The sequence below is a fragment of the Kitasatospora sp. NPDC051702 genome (assembly GCF_040681575.1).
Lineage (GTDB): Bacteria > Actinomycetota > Actinomycetes > Streptomycetales > Streptomycetaceae > Kitasatospora.
Genome location: NZ_JBFAZB010000021.1, coordinates 1 through 19223, shown reverse-complemented (window position 1 = coordinate 19223; position 19223 = coordinate 1). Strand labels below are relative to the sequence as shown.

General features: G+C 74.9%; 17 protein-coding genes and 1 pseudogene. 10 read left to right on the top strand and 8 right to left on the bottom strand.

Translation table 11 applies throughout. The annotated features are described in order from the left end of the window. Positions 1–94 precede the first annotated feature (94 nt). Positions 95–484: a hypothetical protein gene (locus AB0N04_RS19030; protein ID WP_360213531.1), complete on the bottom strand. Its 390-nt coding sequence runs from the start codon at positions 482–484 to the stop codon at positions 95–97. A 133-nt stretch (positions 485–617) separates the two neighbouring features. After that, the gene (locus tag AB0N04_RS19025) at positions 618–3206 is read right to left on the bottom strand and encodes a bifunctional FO biosynthesis protein CofGH (RefSeq protein WP_360213529.1); all 2589 of its coding nucleotides are present in this window, start codon (positions 3204–3206) and stop codon (positions 618–620) included. Positions 3207–3388: 182 nt separating this feature from the next. Between AB0N04_RS19025 and AB0N04_RS19020 the strand changes: the two genes are divergently transcribed. The 3 genes from AB0N04_RS19020 (at position 3389) to AB0N04_RS19010 (ending at position 6719) form a co-directional block, all read left to right on the top strand. After that, complete coding sequence (locus AB0N04_RS19020) at positions 3389–4687, top strand: DUF2092 domain-containing protein (protein ID WP_360213527.1); 1299 nt, start codon at positions 3389–3391, stop codon at positions 4685–4687. Between the two features lie 159 nt (positions 4688–4846). Beyond that, entirely contained in the window at positions 4847–5797 is a 951-nt protein-coding gene (locus AB0N04_RS19015) for an ABC transporter ATP-binding protein (RefSeq protein WP_360213525.1), read from the top strand. Beyond that, positions 5784–6719, top strand: coding sequence for an ABC transporter permease (locus AB0N04_RS19010; RefSeq protein ID WP_360213521.1), 936 nt, complete (start codon positions 5784–5786; stop codon positions 6717–6719). Before AB0N04_RS19015 ends, AB0N04_RS19010 begins: the two co-directional genes overlap by 14 nt. 156 nt (positions 6720–6875) lie before the next feature. On the opposite strand, the gene rarD is transcribed toward AB0N04_RS19010, so the two are convergent. Both rarD and AB0N04_RS19000 read right to left on the bottom strand, forming a co-directional pair. Then, positions 6876–7841 (bottom strand): EamA family transporter RarD, encoded by a 966-nt coding sequence (gene rarD, locus AB0N04_RS19005; RefSeq protein ID WP_360213519.1) that lies wholly within the window; start codon positions 7839–7841, stop codon positions 6876–6878. 133 nt (positions 7842–7974) lie between these two features. Beyond that, positions 7975–8829 (bottom strand): NAD(P)H-binding protein, encoded by an 855-nt coding sequence (locus AB0N04_RS19000; protein WP_360213517.1) that lies wholly within the window; start codon positions 8827–8829, stop codon positions 7975–7977. A gap of 121 nt (positions 8830–8950) precedes the next feature. On the opposite strand from AB0N04_RS19000, the gene AB0N04_RS18995 reads away from it, so the two are divergent. Continuing rightward, positions 8951–9343, top strand: a complete 393-nt coding sequence (locus tag AB0N04_RS18995) for a helix-turn-helix domain-containing protein (RefSeq protein ID WP_360213627.1) — start codon at positions 8951–8953, stop codon at positions 9341–9343. Between the two features lie 86 nt (positions 9344–9429). Here the strand turns inward: AB0N04_RS18995 and AB0N04_RS18990 are convergent, their stop codons facing one another. Further along, on the bottom strand, positions 9430–10200 hold the full coding sequence (locus AB0N04_RS18990) for a TetR/AcrR family transcriptional regulator (protein ID WP_360213515.1): 771 nt from the start codon (positions 10198–10200) through the stop codon (positions 9430–9432). 63 nt (positions 10201–10263) lie between these two features. Between AB0N04_RS18990 and AB0N04_RS18985 the strand changes: the two genes are divergently transcribed. Then, complete coding sequence (locus AB0N04_RS18985; protein ID WP_360213513.1) at positions 10264–10473, top strand: DUF6011 domain-containing protein; 210 nt, start codon at positions 10264–10266, stop codon at positions 10471–10473. A gap of 77 nt (positions 10474–10550) precedes the next feature. Here AB0N04_RS18985 and AB0N04_RS18980 read toward each other — a convergent pair whose 3' ends face one another. Continuing rightward, the gene (locus AB0N04_RS18980) at positions 10551–12530 is read right to left on the bottom strand and encodes a hypothetical protein (protein ID WP_360213511.1); all 1980 of its coding nucleotides are present in this window, start codon (positions 12528–12530) and stop codon (positions 10551–10553) included. A 312-nt stretch (positions 12531–12842) separates the two neighbouring features. On the opposite strand from AB0N04_RS18980, the gene AB0N04_RS18975 reads away from it, so the two are divergent. After that, entirely contained in the window at positions 12843–13319 is a 477-nt protein-coding gene (locus AB0N04_RS18975; protein ID WP_360213509.1) for a hypothetical protein, read from the top strand. Between the two features lie 54 nt (positions 13320–13373). Here AB0N04_RS18975 and gcvH read toward each other — a convergent pair whose 3' ends face one another. Then, entirely contained in the window at positions 13374–13757 is a 384-nt protein-coding gene (gcvH, locus tag AB0N04_RS18970) for a glycine cleavage system protein GcvH (protein ID WP_360213507.1), read from the bottom strand. A 216-nt stretch (positions 13758–13973) separates the two neighbouring features. Between gcvH and AB0N04_RS18965 the strand changes: the two genes are divergently transcribed. Then, positions 13974–14696, top strand: a complete 723-nt coding sequence (locus AB0N04_RS18965) for a DsbA family oxidoreductase (protein WP_360213505.1) — start codon at positions 13974–13976, stop codon at positions 14694–14696. A 73-nt stretch (positions 14697–14769) separates the two neighbouring features. On the opposite strand, the gene AB0N04_RS18960 is transcribed toward AB0N04_RS18965, so the two are convergent. Next, positions 14770–15183 carry a DUF3052 domain-containing protein gene (locus AB0N04_RS18960; protein ID WP_360213503.1) on the bottom strand — a complete coding sequence of 138 codons (414 nt, stop codon included), beginning with the start codon at positions 15181–15183 and terminating at the stop codon, positions 14770–14772. A 456-nt stretch (positions 15184–15639) separates the two neighbouring features. Between AB0N04_RS18960 and AB0N04_RS18955 the strand changes: the two are divergent. The 3 genes and pseudogenes from AB0N04_RS18955 to AB0N04_RS18945 form a co-directional block, all read left to right on the top strand. Further along, positions 15640–16035: pseudogene (locus AB0N04_RS18955) on the top strand (DUF4157 domain-containing protein); the annotation flags it as partial. Positions 16036–17685: 1650 nt separating this feature from the next. Beyond that, a complete protein-coding gene (locus tag AB0N04_RS18950; RefSeq protein ID WP_360213501.1) occupies positions 17686–18204 on the top strand; it encodes a GNAT family protein in 519 nt (172 codons plus the stop codon). A 173-nt stretch (positions 18205–18377) separates the two neighbouring features. Further along, positions 18378–19094, top strand: a complete 717-nt coding sequence (locus AB0N04_RS18945; protein WP_360213499.1) for a hypothetical protein — start codon at positions 18378–18380, stop codon at positions 19092–19094. Positions 19095–19223: the final 129 nt, after the last annotated feature.

The following is a 19223-nucleotide window of genomic DNA, read 5'->3' as shown; positions in this document are numbered from 1 at the left end:
CCCGCGGCCACGGCCGGCCACCCTCGACCGCCTCCCGGCCGGTGCCTCCGCCGTGGACGCCGACGTGCTCGGCGAGCGGTACGCCCGCGGCCGTTCAGCGCGGGCAGGTGCCGTCCTGGCCCAGGACGCCCACCACGGCGATGGTCTCCAGCAGCCCGAGGAAGCCCACGATGCCGGCGACCACGACCGCGGAGAGCCGCAGGCCCGGCCGCCGCTCGGAGACCACCGCGGCCCGGACCGTCGCCACCGTGGCCACCAGGCTCAGCACCGGGGCGCCGATCGCCGCGGCCACGATCGACCCGGGCGGGCCCACCGGGTGGCACGGGTCCCAGGAGACGTCCCGGCCCGCCTCGTCCGCGTAGGTGGTGAGCGCGAACGCCAGCACCCCCACCGGCACCGCCGCCGCCACCGCCCACCACCAGCCGGCGCCGTCCCGGTCGGCCCGGCGCTCCACCGCGTCCTTCGTGCCCCCTGGCGTTCCCACCGCGCCCCCCCTCGGCCGTGGCGGCCGGCCCCCGGCCGTCACACCGGTGGACGCCACCGGTGCCGACCCGGGTTCCGGGGGCCGCCGGCCGGCCCCGCGGGCCGGGGACCCCGGGGCGGGCCGGGGACGGCCGTCAGTCCAGGACCGGTAGCAGCTTCGGCAGGTGCCCGTCCGAGGCCAGCGCCGCGGCCCGGCGCTCGGCCGGCACCTCCTCGTAGGTGGTGGTGCGCTGGCGGTGCGGCCGACCGGCCGCCTCGGCGATCGCCTGGAGGTCCCGCACCGACTTGTAACTCCCGTACGCCGAACCGGCCATCCGCGAGATGGTCTCCTCCATCAGCGTGCCGCCCAGGTCGTTGGCCCCCGAGCGCAGCATCTCCGCCGCGCCCTCGGCGCCCAGCTTGACCCAGCTGGTCTGGATGTTGGGGATGTGCGGGTGCAGCAGCAGCCGGGCCATCGCGACCACCGCGCGGTTGTCCCGGGCGGTCGGGCCGGGCCGGGCGATCCCGGCCAGGTAGACCGGCGCGTTGGTGTGGATGAACGGCAGCGTCACGAACTCGGTGAAGCCGCCGGTGCGCTGCTGGACCTCGGCGAGCAGCCGCAGGTGCCCCAGCCAGTGCCGCGGGGTGTCCACGTGCCCGTACATCATGGTCGACGAGGAGCGGATGCCCAGCTCGTGCGCGGTGGTGACCACCTCGACCCAGGTGGCGGCGGGCAGCTTGCCCTTGGTGAGCACCCAGCGGACCTCGTCGTCCAGGATCTCCGCCGCGGTGCCCGGGATGGTGTCCAGGCCGGACTCCTTGGCCCGCTGCAGCCAGTCGCGCACCGAGAGCCCGGTGCGCGTCGCGCCGTTGACCACCTCCATCGGCGAGAAGGCGTGCACGTGGATGCCGGGCACCCGTTCCTTCACCGCACGGGCGATGTCGAAGTAGGCGGTGCCCGGCAGGTCCGGGTGGATGCCGCCCTGCATGCAGACCTCGGTGGCGCCGACCTCCCAGGCCTGCGCGGCCCGGTCGGCGACCTGCTCCAGCGACAGCGTGTAGGCGTCGGCGTCGGTGCGGCGCTGGGCGAAGGCGCAGAAGCGGCAGCCGGTGTAGCAGACGTTGGTGAAGTTGATGTTCCGGGTGACGCAGTAGGTGACGTCCTCCCCGACGGCGGCGCGGCGGACGTCGTCGGCGATCCGGCACAGCGCGTCCAGGGCCGGGCCGTCGGCGTGGAACAGGGCCAGTGCCTGGTCGTCGGTCAGCCGCGTCGGGTCGTCGGCGGCGACGGCCAGCGCCTCGCGCAGGTCCCCGGCGAGCCGCTCCGGCGCGCCCTCGGCGAGCACCTGCTCGCGCAGCACCTCCCAGTCGCCGTAGACGTCCTCGAAGTCGGCCCGGCGGTCACCGGTGCGGCCCTCGGTGTCGACGGCGGTGTGCAGGTCGGTCCGCCCGTAGGAGGCGGGCAGGTCCTCGGGCTCCTGCCAGGGCAGGCCGCGGACCACCGCGTCCGGATTCGCCAGCCCGGTGTCCGGGTCGGCCAGCGCCCGCACGTGCGGCAGCACCCGCGGGTCGAGCCAGGGCTCGCCGCGCCGCACGTACTCGGGGTAGACCGCGAGCCGCTCGCGCAGCTCGAAGCCGGCCGCCGCGGAGCGCTCCGCGAGCCGCTCGATCTGCGGCCAGGGGCGCTCGGGGTTGACGTGGTCGGGGGTGAGCGGGGAGACGCCGCCCCAGTCGTCGACACCGGCCGCGATCAGCCGCTCGTACTCGCCGTCCACCAGGTTCGGCGGCGCCTGCAGGCAGGCGGTCGGGCCCATCAGGTGCCGGGCCACCGCCACCGTGGCGACCAGCTCGTCGAGTTCGGCGTCGGGCATGCCGCGCATCGCCGTGTCCGGCTTGGCGCGGAAGTTCTGCAGGATCAGCTCCTGGACGCCGTGGTACGCCCGGGAGATCCGGCGCAGCGCGAACAGCGACTCGGCGCGCTCCGCGTACGTCTCGCCGATGCCGATCAGCAGGCCGCTGGTGAACGGGACGGAGCTGCGCCCGGCGTCCTCCAGCACCCGCAGCCGGACGGCCGGTTCCTTGTCGGGCGAGCCGTGGTGCGGGCCGCCGGGCTCGCTCCACAGCCGGGTGGCGGTGGTCTCCAGCATCATGCCCATCGAGGCGGACACCGGCTTGAGCCGCTGGAAGTCCGTCCAGCTCAGCACCCCGGGGTTGAGGTGCGGCAGCAGGCCGGTCTCCTCCAGGATGCGGACGGACATCGCCCGGACGTAGGCGATGGTGTCGTCGTAGCCGTGCGCGTCCAGCCACTCGCGGGCCTCGGGCCAGCGGTCCTCGGGCTTGTCGCCGAGGGTGATCAGGGCTTCCTTGCAGCCGAGTTCGGCCCCGCGCCGGGCGACGTCCAGGACCTCGTCGGGGGACATGAACATCCCGTGGCCGTCCCGGCGCAGCCGGCCGGGGACGGTGGCGAAGGTGCAGTAGTGGCACCGGTCGCGGCACAGCCGGGTGAGCGGGATGAAGACGCTCTTGGAGTAGGTGATGACGCCGGGGCGACCGGCGGCCGCCAGTCCGGCGTCGCGGACCCGGGCGGCGCTCGCGCAGAGGTCCGCCAGGTCCTCGCCCCTGGCCCGGAGCAGCACGGCGGCCTCGGTCACGTCGAGGGCGACGCCGTCCCGGGCGCGGCGCAGGGCACGGCGCATCGCGTTCGCGGTCGGGGGGGTGCTTGCGTCCACGGCGGTTCCGTCCATGGCGCGACCCTACGCCAGGTGTGGTACGTCGGGAGGAGTCAACCCTGAGGGCGTCTCAGGGTCGATGTACCCGGGAGGTTTACCCCGAACTGGCCCTGCAGGGCGATGACGGCGCCGGTGGTGCGCCCTCTAATGGAGGGGTACAGCCAATCGCTCGCGTTCGTAGAGGAGTTGAGGACGCCATGACCAATGACACGGCGGCGGGGGACAGCGTGGACGGCGGCGTGCCGTACCGCTCGCGGCGGCGCACCGCGATCCGGGCCGGGGTGCCGCTGGCCATCGCCGCGGTGATCGCCACCGGGATCGGGCTGGTGCCCGCGCTGGCCGCCGACTCCCCGCCCGACCTGCCCACCCTGCCCGCGGAACAGGTGGTGGCCAAGGCGCTGGGCTCCGAGGCGCAGACCCTCTCCGGCACGGTGTCCGTCTCCACCGACCTCGGCCTGCCGACCCAGCTGCTCGGGGCGGCGGCGGGCGGGATCGGCGCGGCGGCCGGGCGCGGCGGCGGGGACTCCTCCGCGGCCGATCCCCAGGCCAAGCTGCTCGGGCTGCTCGGCGGCGACCAGACCCTGCGGATCGCGGTGGACGGCCCGGACCGCCAGCGGGTGGACCTGTTGGAGAACATGTCCGGCTACACCGTCGTGCACAACGGCGACCAGGCCTGGGCCTGGGACAGCACCACCAACACGGCCCTGCACCTGACCGGCCAGGCCGCCCGGCACGCCGCCGGCACCGGGGGCGCGCACCCGGGGGCGCCGCTGACCGGGGTGCCGACCACCCCGCAGGAGGCGGCCCGGCAGTTCCTGACCGGGAGCGCGGGCACCACCGCGGTCACCGTCTCCGGCACCGCCAACGTGGCCGGGCAGAAGGCGTACCAGCTGAGCGTCAAGCCCACCCAGCCGGGTTCGACCGTCGCCGAGGTCCGGATCTCGGTGGCCGCCGACAACGGCGTGCCGCTCGCCGTGGTGGTCAAGGGCGTCGACGGCTCGACGGTGCTGGACGTCCGCTTCACCGACGTGTCCTTCGCCAAGCCGGCCGGCAAGACCTTCGACTTCACCGTGCCCAAGGGCGCCAAGGTGACGGAGCAGAAGGCCGGCGGGGGATCCGCCCCGGGCGCCGGTGGCGAGGACGCCGCCGGGAAGGGCCGGGCCGGCGGGGAGAACGCCGGCAAGGGCGAGGCCGGCCGGGGCCACGACGGCGTGAACGTGGTCGGCGAGGGCTGGACGGCCGTGGTGTCCGCGAAGCTTCCCGACGGCACCGTCGAGGCGCCGAAGACCGACGGCACGCAGGGCAAGCAGGGCAAGCACGGCGACCGCGGCCCGGCGCTGAACCCGCAGGCGCTGGTGAAGTCGCTCGGCAAGCCCGTCAACGGGGGCACGCTGATCAGCACCAAGGTGGTGAACGTCCTGGTCACCGACGACGGCCGGGTCTTCGCCGGTGCGGTGACCCTGCCGGTGCTGCAGCACGCCGCCGGGGTGAACTGACGGATGACCAAGGCTCCCGTAACGGGGGACGTTACGGAGTCGGCCGGGGGCCCGGGCGCCGAGCAGCGCCCGGCCCCGGTTCCCGCTTCCCCCGCTCCCCCCTCCTCCCCCGCCTCACCGGCCCCTTCGGACACCGGCACCGGCACCGGCACCGACGACGTGATCAGGACCCGCGGCCTGACCAAGCGCTTCCGGGGCGGCCAGCTCGCCGTGGACGGCCTGGACCTGACCGTGCCGCGCGGCTCCGTCTTCGGCTTCCTCGGCCCGAACGGCTCCGGCAAGACCACCACCATCCGGATGCTGATGGGCCTGATCGCCCCCACCTCGGGCTCGGCGGCCGTCCTCGGCGAGCCGATGCCGCAGTCCGTCGCCACCGTGCTGCCGAGGGTCGGCGCACTGATCGAGGGCCCCGCGCTGTACGGCTTCCTCACCGGCCGGGACAACCTGATCCGCTTCGACGCCGCCGACCCGACCGCGGACCCGCGGACCCGGCGCGGACGGGTGGACGACGCGCTGGAACGGGTCGGGCTGAGCGCCGCCGCCGGCAAGAAGGCCCGCGCGTACTCGCTCGGCATGAAGCAGCGGCTCGGCCTGGCCGCGGCCCTGCTGCAGCCCCGCGAGCTGCTGGTGCTGGACGAGCCGACCAACGGGCTGGACCCGCAGGGCATGCGCGAGATCCGGGCGCTGGTGCGGGAGGTCGCGGCCGAGGGCACCACGGTGTTCCTCTCCTCGCACCTGTTGGACGAGATCGAGCAGGTCTGCACCCACGCGGCGGTGATGTCCCGCGGCCGACTGCTGGTGCAGGGCACCGTCGCCGAGCTGGCCGCCCGGGCCCAGGGCCGGCTGGTGGTCCGCACGCCGGACGTGGCGCAGGCCGCCGAGGTGCTGGCCGCGCGCGGCGTGCTGGCCCTGGTGCCCGGCGACGGGCGGGTGGACGGCGAGCTCGGCACGACCGGCGCCGCCGGTGCGCCGGTCGAGGAGGCGCTGCCGAAGCTGTGCGCGGCGCTGGTCGAGGCCGGGGTGCGGGTGCACGGGTTCGGGCTGGAGCGGGGCACGTTGGAGGACGCCTTCGTGGCGCTGACCGGGGAGGGCTTCGATGTCGCAGGCTGAGACGGCGCCGTCCGGGGCGACGCTGCCCGGGGCCACGGCGTCCGGGTCCACGGCCTCCGGGGTGCCGGCGGTCGCCGTCGGGCGGCGCCCGCAGACCGCGGCCGGCTTCCTGGCGCTGTTCCGCAACGAGCTGCACCTGACCTTCCGCCGGATGCGCACCAAGGTGCTGCTGGGGATCCTGGCGGTGCTGCCGGTCCTGATCGGCGTGGTCGTCAAGCTCAACACGGACAGCCCGCACGAGGGCGGCGGAGGCGTGAACTTCATCGCCCAGACCACCCAGAACGGCCTGTTCCTGGTGTTCACGGCGCTCGCCGTCGCCCTGCCGGTGTTCCTGCCGATGACGGTCGGCGTGGTCGCCGGCGACTCGGTGGCCGGCGAGGCCGCCACCGGGACGCTGCGCTACCTGCTGGTCGCGCCGGCCGGGCGGACCAGGCTGCTGGCCGCCAAGTTCACCGCCGGCCTGGTGTTCTGCCTGGCCGCCACCGCGGCGGTCGCGCTGGCGGCGCTGGCCACCGGTGCCGCGCTGTTCCCGCTGGGCGAGGTCACGCTGATCTCCGGGGACACCATCGGCTTCGGCGACGCGCTGCTGCGGGCGGTCCTGGTGGCCGGCGTGGTGGCGGTCTCGCTGGCCGGGCTGGTGGCGATCGGCCTGTTCGTCTCCACGCTGACCGGCAGCGGCATCGCGGCGATGGCCGCCACCGTCGGGCTGGTGGTCACGGTGCAGATCCTGGACGCCTTCCCGCAGCTGGACGCCGTACGGCCGTTCCTGTTCACCCACTACTGGCTCAGCTTCGCGGACCTGCTGCGGGAGCCGATGTACTGGGACTCCGTGTGGAAGGACCTCGGTCTGCAGGCGGCCTACGTGGCCGTGTTCGGCGCGGCGGCCTGGTCGCGGTTCACCAGCCGGGACATCAGCGCCTGAGCGGCGCGCCGGGCCGGCCCGGCCCCGGGCTCGGCGTAGCAGCGGGCCGGGTGACACACGCGGCCGTGTGTCACCCGGCCGGACACCCGGAACCGGGCGCGCCCGAGCCGGGCGGGCCTCAGTCCTCGAGCAGGACGTCAGTCCTCGAGCGGGGCCTCAGCCCTTGAGCAGGGCCGGGGCGGTGGCGGGCGGCGGCACGGCCGCGGCCCGCCCCGCGCGGTCGGCCCGCAGCTGGCGCAGCGCGTCCCAGGTGAGCACCGCGAGCGCGGCCCAGACCAGCGCGAAACCGGCCCAGCGGGCGGGCGGCATCGACTCGTGGAACACCGCGACACCGATCAGGAACTGGAACACCGGCGCCAGGTACTGCAGCAGCCCGAGCACGGTCAGCGGGACCCGCACGGCCGCCGCGCCGAAGAACAGCAGCGGGACGGCGGTGATCAGCCCGCTGAGCACCAGCAGCGCGGAGTGCCCCCAGCCGTACGAGCCGGCGACGGTGTGGCCGAAGGTGCCGCGCCCGCTGACCTCCAGGTAGATCAGGTAGCCGAGCGCGAACGGGAACATGAAGGCGCTCTCCGCGGCCAGGCTCTCCAGCCCGCTCAGCCCGACCTTCTTCTTCAGCAGGCCGTACGTGGCGAAGGAGAACGCGAGGGTGAGCGCGATCCACGGCAGCCGCCCGTAGGCGACGCTCAGCACCGCGACGGCCGCCGCGCCGATGCCGACGGCCGCCCACTGCCCGCGGCGCAGCCGCTCCTTGAGGACGAGGACGCCGAACGCGATGGTGACCAGCGGGTTGATGAAGTAGCCGAGGCTGGTCTCGACGACGTGCCCGGCGTTGACGGCCCAGATGTAGACGCCCCAGTTGACCGAGATCACCGCGGCCGCGGCCGCCAGCATGGCGAGCCGGCGGGGCTGGCGCAGCAGCGGGCGTATCCAGCTCCAGTGCCGCTGGGCGACCAGGAAGAGGACGACGGCGAGCAGCGACCAGACCATCCGGTTGGCCAGGATGTCGTCGGCGGCGCCGGGCTCCAGCAGTGGCCAGAACAGCGGGAAGAGCCCCCAGATGCCGTAGGCCGCGAAGCCGTACCAGAGGCCTCTTCCGCTGTCCTGATCTGTCTCCGGCATGGCCGCCTGCCCTCCGCGCGCACGTGTGTCCAGGTGACGGTAGCGGGCGGGAGGGCAGACTGTCATCTCCGTTTCCGCATTTTGGTCATGACAGGCGCTGACCTGCGGAGACGTCGGGCGGCCCGGGCCGGCGTCAGGCCCCGAGCGCGGCCCGGACCGACTCGGCCAGCGGGACGGTCGGGCGGCCGATCAGCCGGCCCAGGTCGTCGCCCCGCCGCGCCAGCTCGCCCCGGGCGATCGCCGCGTCGGTGTCCGGGAAGAGCCCGGCGAAGCCCTCCGGCAGCCCCGCCGCGACCAGCCGGCGCACCTGCTCCTGCGGCGCGACGTCGAGGTACGCCACCGGGCTGCCGGAGGCCGCCGCGAGCTCGGCCGCGAACTCCGCCATGCTCCAGTCGGCGTCGCCGTTCAGCTCGTACACCCGGCCCTCGTGCCCCTCACCGGTGAGCACGGCCACGGCCGCGTCCGCGTAGTCGCGGCGCGCGGCGCTCGCCACCCGGCCCTCACCGCTGCTGCCGAAGACCTCGCCGCTCGCGACGTTCGCGGCCGCGGCGGCCAGGTAGTTCTCCGTGTACCAGCCGTTGCGCAGCAGCGCGAAGGGCAGCCCGGACGCGCGCAGCAGCTCCTCGGTGGCCCGGTGCTCCTCGGCGATCCGGAAGGTCGCGGTCGGCGCGGCCAGCACGCTGGTGTACGCCAGCAGCGCCACGCCGGCGGCCGCGGCCGCGTCGATCACCGCGCCGTGCTGGGCGACCCGGCTGCCGATCTGGTTCCCGGAGATCAGCAGCACCCGGTCGCCCGCGCCGAACGCTCCGGCCAGCGTCCCGGGGTCGTCGTAGTCGGCCACGTGGACCCGCACGCCGCGGTCCGCCCAGTCCGCGGCCCGGGCCGCGTCGCGGACCACCACGGCGACCCGCTCCGCCGGCACGGCGGCCAGCAGCCCCTCCACGACCAGCCGGCCGAGCTGTCCGGTGGCTCCGGTGACGACGTACATGTGCGCTCCCTGGGGTGATTCCGCGGCCTTCGCGGGCCGCACCGACTTCGACACTCACCCTAGGAACGGCACTAACTCCTGGATAGTACGCACTTCGAAGTAGGGTACTGACATGGAGGTAATGGAGAACGGTCTGTCCTTCCTCGACCGGGCGCCCGACGTGTACGACCGCACGTGCCCGTCCCGGGGCGTGCTGGAGCACGTCACCAGCCGGTGGGGGGTGCTGGTGCTGATCGCCCTGCGCGAGCGCGGCTACCGCTTCAGCGAGCTGCGCCGCCGGGTGTCGGGCGTCAGCGAGAAGATGCTCGCGCAGACCCTGCAGACCCTGGAACGGGACGGCTTCGTGCTGCGCGAGGCCCATCCGGTGATCCCGCCCCGGGTCGACTACAGCCTCACCCCGCTCGGGCTGGAGGCCGCCGAGTACGTGTCGGCGCTCGCGCACTGGGTGGAGGCCCGGATGTGCGCGGTCCGGGACGCCCGCGAGGGGTACGACGCCCGCGCCGCACGCGCCTGACCGGTCCCGTCCGCCGGATCGGTCCGCGGGGGCGGTCGATCCCCCGGGGCGGTCGATCCCCGGGCGCGGTCAGTGCTCGGGCGCGGTCAGTCCTCGGCCCTGATCAGTGCCGCCAGCCCGTCCAGCACCCGCGCCAGGCCGAAGGCGTACGCGTGGTCCGGGTCGTAGGCGCCGCCGTGCGCCTCTCCCGCGGCGGCCCCGACGCGGGCGGCCACCGGGTGGCGTTCCGCGTCGAAGACCTTGCCGAGCAGTTCGGCGTTGGCCGCCCACCACTGGGCGTCGGTCAGCGCGCTGTCCTGCTGCGCGGCGCGCTCGTCGGCGGCCATCCGGGCGCAGGTCTGCACGAAGCCGAGCAGGTGCGTGAGGGCGGCGTCCAGCTCGACGTCGGGCAGGCCGGTGCCCTCCAGGGCGCGCAGCTCGTACTCGTACTTGGCCATCAGGCCCGGGCCGAGCGGCGGGCGGCTGGTGGACACCGCCGCGACCCACGGGTGGGCCCGGTAGAGCGCCCGGTTGTCGTCGGCGACGGCGGTGGCCCCGGCCCGCCAGCCGTCGTCGGCCGGGGTGCTGCGGGGCATCGTGGCGTAGACGGTGTCCAGCATCAGGTCCAGCAGTTCCGCCTTGCCGGGCACGTAGGTGTAGAGCGCCATCGGGGACAGCCCCAGCTCCTGCGCCACCCGGCGCATGGTGACGGCGTCCACGCCCTCGGCGTCGGCGAGCGCGATGGCGGCCGCGGCGATCTCGCCGGTCGACCGGGCCTGCCTGGGGCCGCGCCGGCCGGGCTTCTCCTCGGCGGTCAGCCCCCAGAGCAGGGCGAGGGTACGCGCCGGGTCTCCTGCGCTGCTGCGGTCCGTGGCCATGCCGCCATCGTTTCACGGCCGCGACGGGGCCCACCCGGCCCGCCCGGGTTACCGTCTCCTTCCATGACCAGTGCCCCGACCGACGGCCCCGACCCGATTCCGGGCACCGACACCCCCGAGGCCGTCCGCCCCCGTGTCACCTGCCGCCGCTGCCACCGGCCGCTGCACGACCCGGAGTCGCGGATCCTGCGGCTCGGCCCGGAGTGCCGGGACCCGGCGGACCGGGTCGCCCGCTTCGACGTCGACCAGGATCCGCTGCCGGGCGTGGGCTGACCGCCGGCGGGCGGGCCCACCGCCCGGCCTGCGGGGCCGAACCGCCCCGGCCGCCGGTCGCGCCGTCAGCCGCGCCGTCAGTCGCGGCGGAAGAGACGCCGGAACAGCCCGGGGCGGGGTTCCGGGCGCCCGTCGGCCGCCGGCACCGGTGCTGCGGTCTCCTCGGCGGTGCCGCTCTGCCCCGCCCGTCCCGGTTTTCCCGCCTTCCCCGCCTGCTCGGCCTGTTGGGCCCGTTGGGCCTGCTCGGCCTGCTGGGCGTCCAGCCGGTCGATCGAGCGGCGGGCCAGGTCGAGGTCGGCCCTCGGCAGCCAGGGCGCGGCGAGCGCCAGCGCGGACACCGAGCGCAGCACCGTCACCACGCGGGTGCCGTACGCCCGGACGCTGTAGTGCAGCCGCTGCCCGAGCTGTTCGGCGACGTCGCTGCGGGTGTCGGGTTCCGTCCAGCCGATCGCCACCAGGGCGAAGCCGGCCGCCTCCACCACCCAGTCCTCCGGCCCGAGCAGCAGGTCGACCAGCACCCGGCGACGGTCGGACTCCGCCCACGGCTGGTCGGTGCGGTGGTGCGCGATGCCGAGGCAGGCGAAGACCTGGACGGCCCGCACCCAGAGTTCCGGCTGGTGGGCGAGCAGGGCCCGGCCGAGTTCGTCCTCGCGGGGCATCGGCGGGTGGGCGAGCACGCCGAGCAGGTCGTCGAGCGGCAGCCCGGCCAGCCGGACGGCGTGGTCGTAGGCGGCGGGCACGGTCGCCCAGACGATCTCGGCGGTGGCCTGGACGAGTTCGGCGCTGTGCGCTGCGGGCGGGCCGACCACCGGGCGCGGGTCGGTGCCGTCCCAGGCCCAGATCCGGGTGGCGGGCTCGGCCAGCGGCACCCGGGGGTCGGGTTCACCGACGGACTGGTATCCGACGGTCGCCCGCGGCAGGGCGAGCCGGACGGCCAGCAGCGAGCTGGGCGGCTCGACGGCGGAGGCGCTGCACTCGATCTCGCTCTCCCGGGTGGTGCCGGGGGCGGCCAGCACCTGGTGCAGCACGTTGACGGTCGCCTCGGTCGCGCCGGGGACCATGCCGAGCCAGGGTTCCCGGTGGCTGAGCCGCTCCAGCAGGTCCTGGGCGTAGTCGTGGTCGGGGTGGGCGCGGTGGTGGTCCGCGAGGGCGAGCAGGTGGACGGGGTCGCCGTCGACGGCGTGCCGCAGGCCGTACCGCGCCGGGGCCGCCTTGGGGTGGTCGGGTTCGGTGGCGAGCACCCGGTCCAGCCAGGGCAGGCCGTCGGCGGGGCGGCCGAGGTCGCCGTACAACTCCGCGACGTCGACCGCGAGGTAGCTGCTGGAGTTGTCCCGGTCCGGGGCGACCCGGGCCAGTTCGGCCTCCCAGACGGCGAGCGCCCGTTCGGGCCGGCCGTGGGCGCGCAGGGCGTTGCCGAGCATCACGGACGGCATGTAGCCGGGGGCCAGGCGGTGCGCCAGTTCGGCGAGTTCGACGGCACGGGCGGTGGCGCCGACGCGGCGGGTGAGGCCGGAGGCCATCGCCAGCAGCAGCGCGTGGTCGCCGTGCAGGTCCACCACGGCCTGCACGAAGTCCTCGAAGGGGCCGACGGCGTCGACGAGTTCGGCCGGCAGCGGGTCGGGCAGTCCGCCCGATGCCCGGGCCACCGCCTGGGCGACGGCGTCCGGGTCGACCAGGGAGGGCAGGTCCTCGCGGGCGAGCCAGGCGGTGTGCGCCCAGGGTCTCGCCGGCTCGTACTGGATCGCGGAGGCGAGCAGCCCGACGGCGGTGTCCCAGTCCCCGGCCGCGGCCTCGACGTGGGCGCGGCAGACGACGGTGCCCAGGAACACCTGGCCGTCCAGCGGGAACAGCTCCCGCGCGGCCGCCGGGCCGCCCGCGGCCGCGCACAGCTCGGCCAACGCCTCGTGCAGTTCCGGCAGTTGCGGGTCGGAGAGGATCGCGTCGGCCAGGTGGTCCGCGGCGTGCGCGAGGTCCCCGGAGTCGATCGCCAGCCGGGCCACCGCCACCTCGCCCTCGGCCGCGAGTCGTGCGTCTCCCTCGCCGTCCGCGTGGTCCATGTGCCGTCCCCCCTGGTCGTGCCGTTCTCCGATGTGCGGCGAAGAGGGTATCCCGTGCATATGACGACCGCATGATCACCCCGATGGCCCGTCAGGCGGGGTGGCGCGAGGCCTTCGCCCGCGCGGGACGCACCCGGGACGCACCCGGAGGTGGCACGGGAAGCCGGCGGGCCCGACCTCCCGTGCCGCCCTCGTGCCGCCGCGGGCCGCCCCCCGGCGCCGGTGTCGGCGGCGTCTGGTCTGCTGCCACCGGAATCACGAACCGGAACGAGAACGGGCCGGGACGAGGACGAGGCGGAGAGGACGGCGGGGATGGGCGTGCTGACGGACTACTTCCGGGCGCCGGACGCGGCGGCGGTCGTGCGCGAGCTGGAGCGGACGGACGGCGGGTCGCCGGAGTTCGACGGGGTCCGGGCGAAGCGGATCGACCCGACCGTGCTGCTGGGGCAGCTCGTCGCGGCCGTCCGGCAGGAGCCGTGGCGGGCCGGCCTGGTCACCGAGACGCCGGTCTGGCCGACGGCCCCGCTCCCCGGCCCCGGGGGGCCGGCGGACGAGGACGACCCGTGGGCCACCGGCCCGTGGGTGACGGAACTCGGTGACGACGCGCGGGACGCCCTGGCCGGGGCCGGCGACGAGCGGTTGCCGCCGGCCGTCGCCGCGTGGGCGGTGGCGGAGGAGTGGGGCGGCGCCGATCCGGCGGAGCTGCTGCCGGTGGCGGAGGAGCTGGTCGCCCTGGCCGGGCGGGCCCGGGCGGCCGGGGAGCGGCTGTACTGCTGGATCTGCCTGTGAACGGGCCCGGTACGGGCGGCCGGTCGGCTCCGGCACCGGGCCCCGTCGATCAGCTCACTCGCCGAGGGTGGCGCGGTACCCGGCGGCGTCGAGGAGCCCGTCCAGCTCCGCCTTCTTGGCGGGCTTGAGCTTGAAGATCCACGAGTCGTAGGCGTCCTCGTTGATCAGCTCCGGACTGTCGTTCAGCTCCTCGTTGACGGCCACGACCTCCCCTCCGATCGGCGTGTAGAAGTCCGACGCGGCCTTGACCGACTCGACCACTCCGGCCGGGTCCCCGGCCTGGAGGGTCCGGCCGACGTTGGCGAGCTCGACGAAGACGATGTCGCCGAGCGTCTTCTGCGCATGGTCGGTGATGCCGATCGTCACGGTGCCGTCCCTCTCCAGGCGTGCCCATTCGTGCGAGTCGGTGTAGCGCAGGTCGGCGGGGATGGTGGTCATGACTTCTCCGTTCGGGGTGGTGGACGGCCGGCCCGCCGATCGTGCCCAGAAGCGACTGCGGGCAGGCCTCCGTTCCCTCGAACGGGCGCTGGTCCTTGACCGCCATTGACGGTGGACCTGAATATTTCATGATGAGAAATATTCAGGTCGCCGCCCGCGTTGGCCCCGGGGTGCGTGCGGGAAGGACCCGCGCGGCCGGATGACAGGAGCAACGCCGTGCGCGTCGAGGTCTGGAGCGACATCAACTGCCCGTGGTGCTACATCGGCAAGGCCCGGTTCGAGAAGGCGCTGGAGCGCTTCCCCCACCGCGCCGACGTCGAGGTCGTCCACCGCTCCTTCGAGCTCGACCCCCGCTCCCCCGCGGAGGCCCGGCCCGTCGTCCCGCTGATCGCCGCCAAGTACGGGATCAGCCTGGAGCAGGCCGAGGCCGCCGAGGCCGGGATCGCGGCGAACGCCCGCGCGGAGGGCCTGGACTACCTCAGCGAGGGGCGCGACGCGGCGAACTCCTTCGACATGCACCGCCTGCTGCACTTCGCCGCCGAGCACGGGCGCCAGGCCCAGCTCCTGGACGCCCTGTACCGGGCCAACTTCGCCGACGAGGGCTCCGCCTTCGCGGACGGCCGCCTGCTGGAAATCGCCGTCGAGGCCGGGCTGGACGGCGGAGCCGCGGCGGCCGTGCTGGCCGATCCGGCGGCCTACGCGGAGGCCGTCCGCGAGGACGAGGCGACGGTGAGCGCGATGGGCGCGACGGGCGTGCCGTTCTACGTGTTCGACCGACGGCTCGGCGTCTCGGGCGCCCAACCGTCCGCGACGTTCACGGCGGCGCTGGAGCAGGCCTGGGAGAGCCGGGTGGCGGTGCCGCTCCTGGTCGAGGCCGGAGGGGCCGGCGCGTCCGGCGAGGCCTGCGGGCCGGAGGGCTGTGAGCTGCCGCAGCGGTGAGCCGGGATCCGGCGGGCGGGCGCGGGGCGTCGGACGGGCCGACGCCCCGCTCCCACCCCTGCTCCCGAAGCGGTCAGCGCCCTGCGGCGACGAGCCGGGTGCCGGACCAGTCCACGGCGGCGCTGATGCTCCTGACCTGGACGAGGCCGGCCGTCCGGGCCGCCTCCTGCAGGTCCGCGGGATCGACGTGGCCGTCCCGGCCGGACTTCGGGGTGAGCAGCCAGACCGCACCGCCCTCGTCGAGCACCCCGACGGCGTCCACCAGCGCGTCGGCGAGGTCGCCGTCCTCCTCGCGGAACCAGAGCAGGACGACGTCGGCCACGTCACCGAAGTCCTCGTCCACCAGGTCCTGGCCGATCAGCGACTCGATGCCGTCGCGGAGGGCGAGGTCGACGTCGTCGTCGTAACCGACCTCCTGGACGACCTGGCCGGGCTCGAACCCGAGCCGGGCCGCCGGGCCGGTGCGCTCCTCCTCCGACGTCGTCATGGCGGTCTCCCTTCGTCCGGAGGCGCCTGCCGCCCCGCGTGCGGGTAGCCAACCAGACGCGCAGCGTGTGGGGCCCGGAACACGCCCGTCGCGGCCGGCCGCGGAAGGACCGGCGCAAGCCCCACCCGTGCCGTCCCCTCCCGGGCGCGTCCGGCGGAGGAGCGTTCCGCGGATCCACCGGGACGCCCGCCCCGGAACGCCCGCCCCGGAGCACCGGGTGGCCCTCCGGACTGCCTCCCGGGGCAGGGACGTTGCCCGGAGGGCCCTATCCGTGCGGCGGATCCGAGGGGTATTCAGGAGTGTTGGATCCGAACACCCGAGGGGACGCCGATGCGGACGCGTGACAGCGAGAAGACCGCCCAGGACCAGGCGGTCGCCCGACCGGTCGCCGCCCGCGCCGCCGCCACCCCCCTGCTCGGCCTGCAGGCCACCGCCGGGAACGCCGCCGTCGTCCAGATGCTGCGTCAGGCCGGCGAGCTGCTGGAGGAGCCCGGGCAGGCGTCGTCGGTGCGGGACGTGCTGCGGCGGCCCGGACGCCCCCTGGACGGCGCCGTCCGCGCCGACATGGAGGCCCGCCTGGGGGCCGACTTCTCCGACGTCCGGATCCACGACGACGGTGCCGCCAGGGCCTCCGCCGCCGGCATCGGCGCCCGCGCGTACACCTCCGGGAGCCACGTGGTGATCGGCGACGGCGGCGGCGACAAGCACACCCTGGCCCACGAGCTCACCCATGTCATCCAGCAGCGGCAGGGCCCCGTCTCGGGCTCCGACAACGGCTCCGGACTGAACGTCAGCGACCCGTCCGACCGCTTCGAGCGCGAGGCCGAGGCCAACGCCCACCGGGTGATGTCCGGTCCGACGCCCGCGCAGCACAGCGGGCACGCTGGCCACGACGACCACTCCGGGCACACCCACCACGAGGAGGAGGAGGAGGGGGTGCAGCGGGCCCCCGCCGCCCCTGCCACCGCCGGCGCCGGAACGGCCGTCCAGCGGGCTCCCGGCCCGGGCATCGAACTCCTCAAGGGCCACGACCCCCTCCCCGACGACACCACGCCGCTGCGGGACTGGGACACCCTGCGCAACGCCGCCCAGCAGCCGAGCGCGCTGGACGTCCACCAGATCCTGCTGACCTACCAGAAGCTGTCGAACGGCTGGAGCAGCGGCATGGGCGAGGTGCAGCAGGCGCTCAGCAACCGGCACGGCGAGCTCAACAACGTGCCGCAGACCGTCGTCACCTTCGGCCCGGTGGTGAACGCGGGCGGCGTCCTCCGCGGCACCGCCATGCGCGCCTACCCCCTGACCTCGCGCGGCGCGGCCGGCTCGGACGCCACGACCGGCGCCTACGCCGGGCTCGGCGGGGCCGTGGAGGGGCACCTGCTCAACGCCCACCTGCACGGACCGGCCACCCCGGAGAACCTCGCCCCCTTCTCGAAGAGGCTCAACAGCAAGCACAGCAAGGAGGTCGAGGAGCCGCTCAAGAAGATGGTCTACAACGAGAACGGCACCTTCGGCTACGAGGTGGTCGTGAACGGCGACCCCAACTCCCCCCTGCCCTACTCGATCACCTGCCACGTCGTCGAACTCGACGACACCCTCCAGCAGATCGCCGGCGGCTACGAGCTCAAGGTCGAACTGGACCAGCAGGGCGGGGTGAACTACCTGGTCAACCGCACGACCGACGGGCCGGACCGGAGCGAGCCGCTGGACTTCGGCCGGGTCGAGCAGGACGGCGTGCCCGACGAACTCGCCATCCTGTGGAACCAGTTGAGGTTCCCCTGGACCAGGGAGTACGGCGACGTGGTCCGGGAGGTGCTGGAGACGGCCCACCAGGCCGTCGGCAGCTTCGAGACCCAGCAGTACGGCGGCACCAGCCTCGCGAACCTGCCCCGCACCCAGGTCGTGTTCGAGACCGGCAACTTCCAGACCATCGACGAGGACGGCGACCTGGTCGACGAGGTCATGGGCGTCCGGATGCTCGCCGAACCGCTCACCCTGCTGGCGCCCCCGGGGCAGTCCGGATTCGAGCCGGAGGGCGGCGCCTGGGGGCTCGGCGCCATCCGCGGGCACCTGCTCAACCACCACCTGCACGGCCCCGCCGAGGCGCGCAACCTCGTCCCGATGAGCGCCAGTCTCAACCAGCAGTTCGAGCGCGAGGTCGAGTCGCCCGTCAAGCGGTGGGTGCTGGAGGAGGGCCGGGTGCTGAGCTTCGAGGTGCGGATGCTGGGCAGTGACGAGCAGTTCGGCATGGACGGCGTGCCGACCACGCTGGCCTACGAGGTCCACGAGTGCCGGCAGGACCAGGGCGGGACGTGGCAGCGGGCCCAGCTCCTCCTCAGCGGCCGGCTCTCCAACGAGAGCGACGAGGCGTACGAGGAGTAGCCCCGGCGGCCCTCCCGGCCGGGGCGGCCGCCCGCCGTCCCGGCCCGGACCCGGCCCGCGGTCCGGAAACCCGGGGGCGCGCCACCCCTGCCCCCTGATAGACAATGTGACATGCTACAAGGCTTGCACGTCACCCTCCGCGCCCGGCACCACGACGACGTCCCCGTCCTCCAGGCCGAGCTGTACGACGACGTCCCCACCCGCTCGCGCGCCGACTCCCGGCCGTGGCGGCCCGTCCCGCCCGTGCCCGACCGATCCCCGTACGCCGTCACCGAGCCGAGCGAGGAGGCCGCCCTCTTCTCCGTGGTCGAGCGGGCCACCGGCGAACTCGCGGGCGAGGCGCTGCTCTGGGGCGTCGACGCCCACAACCGGTGCGCCCACCTGGGGATCGCGCTGCGGCCCTCGCACCGCGGGCGCGGGCTCGCCACCGACACCCTGTGCACCCTCTGCCACTACGGGTTCCGCGTGCTCGGCCTCCGGCGGCTCCAGCTGGAGACCCTGGCCGACAACGAACCGATGCTGCGGGCGGCGCGCAGTGCCGGCTTCACCCTGGAGGGCACCCTGCGCGCCGCCCGCTGGGCCGACGGGGCCTTCGCCGACGAGGCGGTGCTCGGCCTGCTCGCCGGCGAACGGGAGCACTGACCGCACCGGCGGACGGCCCGTCACGGAGGTGCGGCCTCCGTCACGGCTGCGCGCGGGACTCGTCACGGCCGGGTCAAGACGCCGCCAAACCGATGGTGCAGCGGTCGCGCCCTGCGCTATGAACGTCCCCGGAAGGGCGGCCGTCCGGCCGTCCCGAGACACGGGGGACACCCATGAAGTCCATCGGCAGCAGTAGGAACGCGGCGGTCCTGGCCGGACTCGTCGCGGTCGGCGCGTTGACCCTGACGGCCTGCAACGACGACGCCGCCTCGTCCGACACCGCGAAGACCCCGCCGGCGGCCGCGGCACCGACCACCCCGGCCGCGGCCCCGACCGGCCCGGCCACCACCCCGGCCGCGCCGGCCACCTCCGCGGCGACGGCCGCGGCCCCGGCGAACACACCGGCCGCCAGCGCCCCGCCGGCGGCCGGAGGCGGGGCGACCGCGGCGCCCGGTACGACGGTCAAGGTCGGCGAGGCCGTCACGCTGCCCTTCTCCTCGGGCAGCACCAAGGGCACCATCTCGCTGGCGGTCACCTCGATCGACCAGGGTGACCCGGCCGACCTGACCGCCCTCAAGCTCGGCGACAAGGCCAAGGGCCTGGTGCCGTACTACATCCACTACAAGGTCACCAACGCCGGCTCCACCGACCTGTCCTTCACCAGCGTGGACCACGTGAAGGGCCTGCTGGCGGACGGCACCGAGGCGCAGGACCTGATGATCATCGGCACCTTCGCCAAGTGCCCGAGCAGCTCGCTGCCCTCGGGCTTCACGGCCGGGCAGTCCGCCACCTCCTGCGCGGTGGCGCTGTCCCCGTCGGCCTCCAAGGTCGCCGGCGCCGAGTACTGGGGGGACCCGTACACCCTCGGCAAGGGCGTCAACTGGAAGTGATCCGGCCGGGGTCCGGGCGGCGGGCCGGCCACGATGCATCCCGCCCAGCGCGTGCTCCCAGTCCTCCGCGGTCAGACCCCCCTCGAAGACCACCCCGAACACCTCGACCAGCAGGGTCCGCGCCTCGTC